This is a genomic window from Nocardia sp. NPDC058497 (assembly GCF_042720195.1).
In the GTDB taxonomy this organism is placed as follows: Bacteria; Actinomycetota; Actinomycetes; order Mycobacteriales; family Mycobacteriaceae; genus Nocardia.
On record NZ_JBHXMY010000109.1, the window covers coordinates 4,567 to 13,661 of the forward strand.

The 9,095-nt window shown below is 67.4% G+C and carries 7 protein-coding genes; 3 read left to right on the forward strand and 4 right to left on the reverse strand.

The genetic code is table 11. The annotated features are described in order from the left end of the window. Together ACFWPJ_RS10535 and ACFWPJ_RS10540 are read left to right on the forward strand one after the other, a co-directional pair. A partial coding sequence (locus ACFWPJ_RS10535; protein ID WP_378849513.1) for a PEP/pyruvate-binding domain-containing protein occupies positions 1-1,752 on the forward strand: 1,752 nt, incomplete at its 5' end. A 21-nt stretch (positions 1,753-1,773) separates the two neighbouring features. Continuing rightward, the gene (locus ACFWPJ_RS10540; protein WP_378849515.1) at positions 1,774-2,571 is read left to right on the forward strand and encodes a PEP-utilizing enzyme; all 798 of its coding nucleotides are present in this window, start codon (positions 1,774-1,776) and stop codon (positions 2,569-2,571) included. A gap of 64 nt (positions 2,572-2,635) precedes the next feature. On the opposite strand, the gene ACFWPJ_RS10545 is transcribed toward ACFWPJ_RS10540, so the two are convergent. The 3 genes from ACFWPJ_RS10545 to ACFWPJ_RS10555 all read right to left on the reverse strand — a co-directional run bounded on the left by ACFWPJ_RS10545 (position 2,636) and on the right by ACFWPJ_RS10555 (position 5,931). Further along, entirely contained in the window at positions 2,636-3,544 is a 909-nt protein-coding gene (locus ACFWPJ_RS10545) for a lipocalin family protein (protein ID WP_378849517.1), read from the reverse strand. Positions 3,545-3,994: 450 nt separating this feature from the next. After that, the gene (locus ACFWPJ_RS10550) at positions 3,995-4,354 is read right to left on the reverse strand and encodes a DUF305 domain-containing protein (protein WP_378849522.1); all 360 of its coding nucleotides are present in this window, start codon (positions 4,352-4,354) and stop codon (positions 3,995-3,997) included. A 2-nt stretch (positions 4,355-4,356) separates the two neighbouring features. After that, complete coding sequence (locus tag ACFWPJ_RS10555; protein ID WP_378849519.1) at positions 4,357-5,931, reverse strand: LVIVD repeat-containing protein; 1,575 nt, start codon at positions 5,929-5,931, stop codon at positions 4,357-4,359. Positions 5,932-6,155: 224 nt separating this feature from the next. Here ACFWPJ_RS10555 and ACFWPJ_RS10560 point away from each other — a divergent pair, with 224 nt between their 5' ends. Then, positions 6,156-7,877, forward strand: coding sequence for a BCCT family transporter (locus tag ACFWPJ_RS10560; protein ID WP_378849520.1), 1,722 nt, complete (start codon positions 6,156-6,158; stop codon positions 7,875-7,877). Here the strand turns inward: ACFWPJ_RS10560 and ACFWPJ_RS10565 are convergent. Next, the gene (locus tag ACFWPJ_RS10565) at positions 7,874-8,752 is read right to left on the reverse strand and encodes a 3-methyladenine DNA glycosylase (RefSeq protein ID WP_378849524.1); all 879 of its coding nucleotides are present in this window, start codon (positions 8,750-8,752) and stop codon (positions 7,874-7,876) included. The genes ACFWPJ_RS10560 and ACFWPJ_RS10565 overlap by 4 nt on opposite strands. Positions 8,753-9,095 lie beyond the last annotated feature (343 nt).

A 9,095-nucleotide genomic window follows, 5' to 3' on the forward strand; every position in this document is an offset into this window, starting at 1 on the left:
GGTGTTGGGGGGGGGGGCCTGGGGTCGCCCGGGGCGGGGGCGGGGTCTCACGTGGGCACCGGCGGCGCCGCGTTGATCGACCGGCACCCCGCGCCCCCCCACGCCCCCTCGACCGAGATCGGGGGCAAGGCCGCGGGCCTGGTACGACTGCTTGCCGCGGGGCTTCCGGTGCCGGAGGCGTGGGTCGTGCCGACACGCGTCTCCCGTGACGCCACGCTCGCACAGCAATGCCTGCGGACCGAACTGCCGGCCTGGTGGGCCGCAGTGACCGGCCAATTCCCCGGAAGTCGTTGGGCGGTCCGTAGTTCCGCGGTCGCCGAAGACATGGCCGGGGCGTCCTTCGCCGGTGTCTACGACACCGTGCTCGGGGTGGACTCCGCCCAGGCTTTGACTCGCGCGGTCGAGAAGTGCTGGGAATCCCTGGGCCGTGACCGGGCCGCGAACTATCTCGGTGCGCAAGGCATGGACTCCGCCGGCGGTATCGCGGTGGTGCTGCAGCGCATGATCGAAGCGGACACCGCCGGGGTGATGCTCACCGAGAACCCGCTGGCACCCTTCGACGACCACCTGGTGATCGATGCGGCCTGGGGTCTGGGCGAAGCTGTCGTCTCCGGGCACACCGAGCCGGATCATCTGGTGGTCGGACGTGATTCGGGTGCTGTACTCAGCACTCGAATCGGCGCCAAACACGTCGAGTCGGTGTGGGACGAGGGTCTCGTCGCGCGTGCGGTCGCACCGGATCGGCGCGATATCTGCTGTCTGAACCCTGCGCAGGTCGGCGCACTGCATACGCTCGCAGGCAAAGTCGGTGCCACCATCGGCCCACGTCGCGACCTGGAGTGGGCTATCGAACAGGATCGGCTGTACGTGTTGCAGGACCGGCCGATCACCGGGTTGCCGCCGCGGCAACCACAGCAGGTGTGGTCGCGCCGTTTCGGGGACGAGTACCTCGCCGAATACACCACCCCGCTCGGGCACGATCTGATGAACGGCTGGCTGGCCGGACCCAATATCGACGAGGTCGCCGAGTTGCAGGGCAGGCCGGAAATCACTGCGCTGCAGAAGTTCCGTCGTCACGAGGGACACATCTACCTCAATGGCGAGTACGCGCTCGAGCTGGTCAAGGTGATACCGAAGAAGCTGCGCGCAGGCGGACCGCCCGTCGCCTGGTTCGACCCCGTCTTCGGGCAACGTCTGCTGGACGCGCCGTTCGAGCCGAAGCTGTTGCTGCGCATGCTGTTCGCACCGTTGCGAGACACCGGCCGTGGCGGACCCAACGAGAACCTCGCGGCGCTGGTGGAGCATTGCGCTGCCCTCGATGCCCGCCTGGCGCCCAAGCTACGCCAGGACTACACCGCGTTGACCGACCACCAGTGGCGGACCCAATTCGCAGAGGCGGACACCTTCGGACGCGACCACTTCCGGGTGATCCGCTGGGGTATGGGCCATTACGGCCCGCTACTGCACGGGCTGCTCGCCAAGCTGGCGGGGTCGGGTGAATCCGGCCAGGTCCTGATCAGCGGGCTGCCCGGCACCAAGACCGCCGAGATCAATCGCGACCTGTGGGACCTGAGCCTGATCGCACGCCGTCACCCCGGCCTGCTGACCGGGCTGCGTGGCGACACACCCGGTGCACAGCTCCGCGCGGACACCGGCGATGCCGAGTTCTGGTTATGGTTCGACAGCTTCCTGCGCACCCACGGGCACCGGTCGTCGACCAGGGAGATCTCGGCCTGCCGCTGGCACGAATAGCCGGACGCGGTCCTGGCGCTGGTGCGGGCCCAGGTGCGCGCCGAGACGCCAGGGACCAGCCCGGCGGCGTTCGAAGCCGCCGCCCGGCTGCGCCGCCGCGAGGAGGAAGGACGCGTGCGCGCGGCCGTCCACCCGATCCGGCGCGTGGTGTTCGACCGTGTGCTCGCGCTGTCGCAGGCGTACACGGTGTATCGGGAGAACCAGCGCTATCACCTCGACTACATCCTCGACCACCTGCGCCAGCTGTTGTTGGAGCAGGGACGCCGGCTCGCCGGGCGCGGCCTGCTCGACGACCGGGCCGACGTGTTCCTGCTCTCGGGACCGACGTTCTGGCAGTTGGTGGAGCGTACCGACGACATCGATACCGAGGCCGTCGCCGCCGAGGTGGCGCACGCCCGCGACCATCGGGTTCGGCACGCGAACCGGTTGCCTGCCGCGTATCTGTTCGACGACGTGCCGACCGAGGGCCGCGCCGGGAACACCGACATCGATGTCGAGGGCTCGTTCCGTGGGCTCGGCGCATCCGCCGGGCGGGCCGAAGGCGTGGTTCGCGCGGTCACCACCCTGGCTGATCTGGCTTCGGTCGAACCGGGGGACATCCTGCTCGCCTCCAATATCGATCCCGGCTGGACGAGTGTGTTTCCGCTCGTCGCAGGCCTGGTGACCGAGACCGGTGGCATCCTCTCGCACGGCGCGATCCTGGCTCGCGAGTACGGAATCCCGACGGTGACCAGTCTCGACGGGGCAATGGGCCTGTTGCCGAGCGGCACTCGCGTTCGGGTGGACGGCTCGGCGGGCACGGTCACCGTGCTCGACTGATCGGCCGGCCGACGGGAAACGATGATGGTCCCGGCTCGACCCAACCGGGACCATCACTGTCAGCTCAGAAGCCGCACAGGCACTGCACCGGGGTGATCTCGGTGTAGCTCTTGCCGGTGACCGCCTTGCCGTCGACGGTGCCGGTCACGGTCGCCGCCCCCTCCCAGTAGTCCAGGTCCGGAAGGATGAGGTTGGACTCCTGATCCTGCTGCTTGGGCGTGATGGTGAAGCTGCCGCCGGGCACGTGCACCTCCCAGCCGCTGGTGTAGGTCCGGTTGCTGCGCGGTGATTTCCAGGTTCCGGCGGGGGTCATCGACAGTTCACCCGCGGCCAGCTCGGTGGTCTTTCCGTTGGGCTCGATTCGGGTACCGAACTTGGTGGAGTACTGACCATCGGGGCCCTTCACCAGGAAGATCATGTAGTCGACGCCGTTGTCGAGCTGGACGCTGTACCAGTCCCACCCGGCGGTGGTGCCGCCATCGAACCACTGATGGTCCATCCACGCCTCACCGCCGGTGATGGTGACCGTCGTCCCGTGGTCCTTGATGGTGCCTGACACGTCGAGACCGGTCCACGAGTAGTAGCCGCTGTCGCCGAACGGCGCGAACTGGACGAATCCGTCGCCACCGTGCGGTGCCGCGGGTTTGCTGGCGGTCGTGCGGATGTCGAGCACGTAGTCGCCCCAGGAGACGTTGCCCGCGATGGTGTTGTTGCCGTCCTTGCCGCGCAGCACCCAGTCCTGCAGGCCCACATCGAAGCCGCCGCCCGCGGGGTCGACGGTGATCCCGATATCGTTCTTGTTGCCCTGGGTGTAGGTATTGCGCTGTAGGTCGGTCACGGCCATATGGTGGGCGAGACCGTCGAGCCCGATTGCCGGGTGATTCCGGAACAGCGTCGACTGGAATCCGTATTTGCGGACACTTCCGTCGGGCGCCTTGCCCTCCAGATGACCGGTGACATACCACCATTCCATCTGCTTCGAGTGACTTCTCTCGTTTTCCGCAACGAATTGCGCGGGCGTGGGCGCCGCAGATGCCTGACCCGCCAGGCCGATAGACTGTGCGGCAACAACTGTCGCGACAATCGACGCCTTGACGAAGCGACGGATATGCCGGTCGCGACCTCGGACAACGGATGTGAACAATGAACCCTCCTCGTTCGGGTTCACCGAAATTAGACCCGTCCGAGATTCGACTTCAATTCGCGTTCAGCAGCCGGCGAGCGGCAATGGGAATCGGATATAACCAATGGTGACCAGCTCACGCGAGACGGATTCACCCCGCGTTTCGATACGGCGCTCGGACGGTAGTCGAATTGAAGTCGACCGAAGCGGACCACGTTGCGGCGGTGCCACGGCGAGGTGGCCGGAACGCGGCGGAGGGGGGGGGGGGGGGGGGACCCCCCGGCGCGCCCGCGCGCCCCCCTATGGTGGGGGCGCCCCCCCGGAGCCCCCCAGCCCGCCCGGCGCGGCGGCGGCGGTCGGCGTCGCGCCGGCCAGCTGTGTCCAGCCCAGGAGCGTCCCGATCTCCACCTGCTGCGTGTCGGCGATCTGGTCGGCCAGCCTGCGCACGGTCGGATCGGCGGCCGGATCGAGGCGTTCGGTAAGGATCAGCGCCTGCTGGTGGTGGGCGGTCATGTCCTGGACGAAGCCCAGCTCGGTCGCGGTGAGTACCGGTGCGGCCGTTGCTGTTTCGGGAATCAGCAGCGGACGCAATGCCGCGCCGAGCACCAGCAGAAACGCGGCGGCGGCACACAGCGCCGCCACCCGGATCACCCGGATCATCCTCACGACCCGACCGTGGATTGCTGATCCGCCGGCGGCGAATACACCGCGTTGTCGAGCTGCAACACCATGAACCCGTTGTCGGAACAGGTGACATAGAGCTGATCACCCCGCCACTCCGGCGGCGAGAAACACCAGTCGCTCGACATGTCACCGAACGCGATATCGCCTGCGCGAGATGTCAATACCTGCGCCGGATCGAACAGTCCCTCCGCCATCGCCCGCAGCGCGGCGGGCGCGCTCATGACCGGAACACCGATGATCGAGGCCAGCGCGTGCGGCGAGTTCCAGACTTCCAGATTGCGCCCGGTCCGCGCAGGCGGATTGAAGTACGCGATCTCGCGGATGGCGTCCGGGTCGCGCACGTCGAACACCCGGATCCCGGAGGAGATCCAGCCGCACGCGAGCGCCGTCGGATTGTCGGGGCGATCGGCCGCGCAGTAGTGCGATTCGTAGGAGAACGCCGAACCACCCATCGACGACCCGACACCGGCGTCGATATTGCCCGGCAGATTGATCTCGAGCTTGATCTTCGCGGCGATCCGCGGCGCGCTGTCGTCGGAGACATCGATGAGTTTCACACCGCCGGAACCACCTTCGTCGACGGTGAAGATGTGCGGCACGCCGTCGTAGGTGACCGGCACGCTGTGCTGGGTGGCCCACCCGTCGGTCCAGAACGTCCGGCCCAGGTGTGGCACCTGCGGATTCGGATCGCGTCGCTGCACCGCACTCACATCGAGCACGGTGAAACCGCCGAGCGCGGAGATGTAGAGCCGGTTCCCGTCCGGGCTCACGCCGAGCCCGTGCGCCTCGATCCCGGTCAGCCCCTGCCAGACGACGCGCGGCTGGGCCGGATCGGTCAGATCGATGGCACTGAGGAAGCCGGGCACCACACCCGACGCCCAGTACGTGCGCCCGTCGGGGGAGAAGCCGCCCTCGTGGGTCGTGATCGGCAGCGGCATCAGCAGATTCGACCCGGTGCCCGGATTGAGCAGCCGCGGATGCGCGCAATCGGAGATGTCGTACACCGACAGATATCCCGCGCCGAGACCGACCGGGACACCCGTGCCGACCAGCAGCTTGCGAGTCGTGTTGACCTTCAACGTCTCCCAGGTCCCCGCCAGCATCGCAGGCTCCACGAGCGTCGCCGTCAGCCGGGGGTTCGCGGGATCGGACACGTCGAGTACCTGTACGCCCTGGTGCTCGCTGAGCATGTTGCCGGGGAAGAAGGTGCCGACATAGGCGCAGTGCTCGAAACTCGTGGACGTGATGCCCGCACCGCGGCCCTGATAGTTGCCCACCATCGACATATTGCAGCGATAACCCCGCGTGCTGCGGCCACTGTCTCGGTCACCGGCGGGCACATCGCCCTGCAGCCCGGTTTCCGGCAGCGACCCCGGTCCGCACTCCGCCCGCGGCACCGAGGTCCGCCCCACATCGAGGAATTCCCGCACCGCACCGTTGAGCTCGCCGAACGGATCCGCCGCCGACCCGGCAGGTATCCCGATGCCGACCAGTGCGGTGACCACCGCCAGCGTCGCGAAACGCACCACCGACCGACTTCCCCGTGCGCGCATCCGTTGTCTCCCGACCATCACAAAACCCCCAACTGACCCAGACAGTTGTCCGTTGCTTTGGATGGTAAATCGGGTGCGGCCGTCGCGTGGGTGGTTTCGCCGATCCGGCCGCTCGTCCAGCGGGTCGAATCCCCCACCCCGGTGACGGAACGCTGTACGGTTGCCTGAGTTACGGCAGGTGCAGCTGGCGGGACGTCTCCGCGACCGGAAAGGACTCGGATTCCATGTCGAACGATGTCGCAGGCAGGTCCGACGGTCCGGACGCAACCGGAGGAGTGGTAGCGGGACGATCGCCGGGAAGGTACCGGCTGGACCGATTCGTCTTCAGCGCCACCGCGATCGGCGCGCTGGCCTTCGTCGCCTGGGGCGTCCTCGACGACGAGAGCCTCGCCTCGGCCGCCGGATCCGCGCAGAAGTGGGTCATCACCAATACCGGCTGGCTGTTCGTTCTGGTGGCGACGGCGTTCGTCATCTACGTGATCTGGCTGGCGGTCAGCAGATACGGGCGGATCCCGCTCGGCGCCGACGACGAGAAGCCCGAATTCCGCACCGTCTCCTGGATCGCGATGATGTTCAGCGCGGGCATGGGCATCGGACTGATGTTCTGGGGTGTCGCGGAACCGTTGTCGCACTTCGTGAGTCCGCCTCCGCACACCGCCGAGCCGGGCACGCCCGCCGCCGCCGAGGTCGCGATGGCGACCACGCTGTTCCACTGGACCCTGCACCCGTGGGCGATCTACGCCGTCGCCGGTCTGGCCATCGCGTACGGCACCTTCCGAAAAGGCCGCTCGCAGTTGATCTCCGCGGTGTTCCAGCCGCTGCTGGGCCGGCACGCCGAGGGTATCGGCGGCCGCGCCATCGACATGATGGCGATCTTCGCGACGCTGTTCGGGTCGGCCGCCTCCCTCGGCCTCGGCGCACTGCAGATCGGCGCGGGCATGGAGTTCAACGGCTGGATCGACGGCATCGGCAAAATCGGCCTGGTGGCCATCATCTCGGGCCTGACGGTCGCCTTCGTGCTGTCGGCGGTATCCGGGGTGGAGCGCGGTATCCAGTGGTTGTCGAACATCAATATGGTGCTGGCACTGGCGATCGCGGCGTTCGTCTTCGTCGCCGGGCCGACCCTGTTCGTGCTCAATATGGTCCCGACCTCGATCGGCGACTACGTGGAGCTGCTGCCGACGATGGCCTCCCGCACCGGCGCCGGTGACGACGCGATGCAGGGCTGGCTGTCGAGCTGGACGATCTTCTACTGGGCCTGGTGGATCTCGTGGACGCCGTTCGTCGGCATGTTCATCGCCCGGATCAGCCGCGGCCGCACCATCCGCCAGTTCGTCACCGGCGTGCTGCTGGTGCCCAGCGTGGTGAGCCTGCTGTGGTTCGCGGTCTTCGGCGGGGCGGGCATCGCCGAGCAGACCGAAGACGCCGCCCTCACCGAGGCCGACGGCTCCGTCGACTCGAACTTCGCCCTGTTCCACCTGCTCGACCAGTACCCGATCACCTCGGTCACCACGGTGGTGGTGATGATCCTGGTCGGCATCTTCTTCGTCTCCGGCGCCGACGCGGCCTCCATCGTGATGGGCACCCTGTCCGAACGCGGCAATATCGAACCGTCCCGGCTGATCGTCATCTTCTGGGGCTCGGCCACCGGCGCGGTCGCCGCGATCATGCTGGTGATCGCCGACTCCGACAATCTCGGCGGCGCGCTGACCGGCCTGCAGGCGCTGACGACGGTGGTCTCGCTGCCGTTCCTGGTGGTGATGGCGGCCATGTGCGTCTCGCTGTACAAGGACCTGCGTGAGGACCCGCTCATCCTGCGCGCCGACCGCGGCATCGAGCTCGTCGAGATCGCCGTCGACAAGGGCACCGAACTCCACGAAGGCGACTTCGCGCTGGTCACCGAACCCACCGACGACGAGGTCGAACAACAGCCCGACCGCGGCTAGCCCGCTGCTCCGACCCGCTCGAGCACCGCCGAGAGGTCGGCACAGGCCTGCCACAGACGACCCCGCAGCGCGTCGGCCGACTCGGCGATCGTGGCCTGCGCACGCACGTAATCGGCTCGCCCACTGGGCGTTTCGATCCGAACCGGCTCATAGCCGAACTCACGCAGATCGTACGGACTGGCCCGCATATCGAGTTCGCGTGCGGTGCAAGCGAGCTCGAAGCAGTCGAGCAGCAGATCCGACGAGATCAGCGGCGCCAGCTTGAACCCCCACTTGTAGAGATCCATATTGGCGTGCAGACACCCAGGCTGCTCCCGCAGCACCTGATCGGCCCGAGTCAACGGTTCGGCATTCCGTCCGACCGCATCGGGAGTGAAGAACCGAAACGCGTCGAAGTGCGTGCAACGCAACGACATCGACTCCACCACCGCATCGGTCCCCGCATGCCCGAGCCGCAACGGCACCTGCTGATGCCGGACATCATCGGTCCGATACACCATCGCCCACTCATGAAGCCCGAAACACGACAGCTGCGCCGGCCGCCCGGCCGTCGCGCCCAGCAGCCGACCCACGAACTCGACGGTGTCCCGCCGCTTCACCAGATAAGCCGGATCGGCGGTGAACACCTCACCCTCCACCCGGTGATAACCGCGCGCCCCCGCGTAGTCCCGCGCATCGTCCAACCCGATGCCGAACCCGGGATGCCAGCGCCGCAACTGCGACGGCTTGTTGCCGTAGTAGGTGAACAGAAAATCGATCACCGGATGCGTGGTACCCGCCGCCCGCCGCTCCAGATACGGCCCGACCAGCCGATCGAGCCGCTCCCTGTGCTCCTGCGCGCACGCCTGCCACTCGACCGTAGGCAATACCCGCAGGTCGAGAGCATGGGTCAAGTCGTCGTGCGCGCTCACCTGGCTATTCTCCCGCACCGGTCTGCGGAGACTGAGCCACCCCGAACGCCACGCTCGGGGCGGCGACACCCTCCCGAATTGTGGATATCGGGGAGATTGCCATGACACCAGGACGGGACTGGTGGACGAAGCGGCGGGTTTTCGCGGCACTTACACGAAATTGTCCATCCGATCTGCGTCGATAGAATGTTGCCGAATGGTCAGTCCGCGGCCCACCGATCCAGATCCTGCAGAGGAGTCTCCCGTGCCAGCAACCCAGGCTCCGACGGGCGCGCAGGGGGCGAGTCGATCATGAGCGGGGCCATGT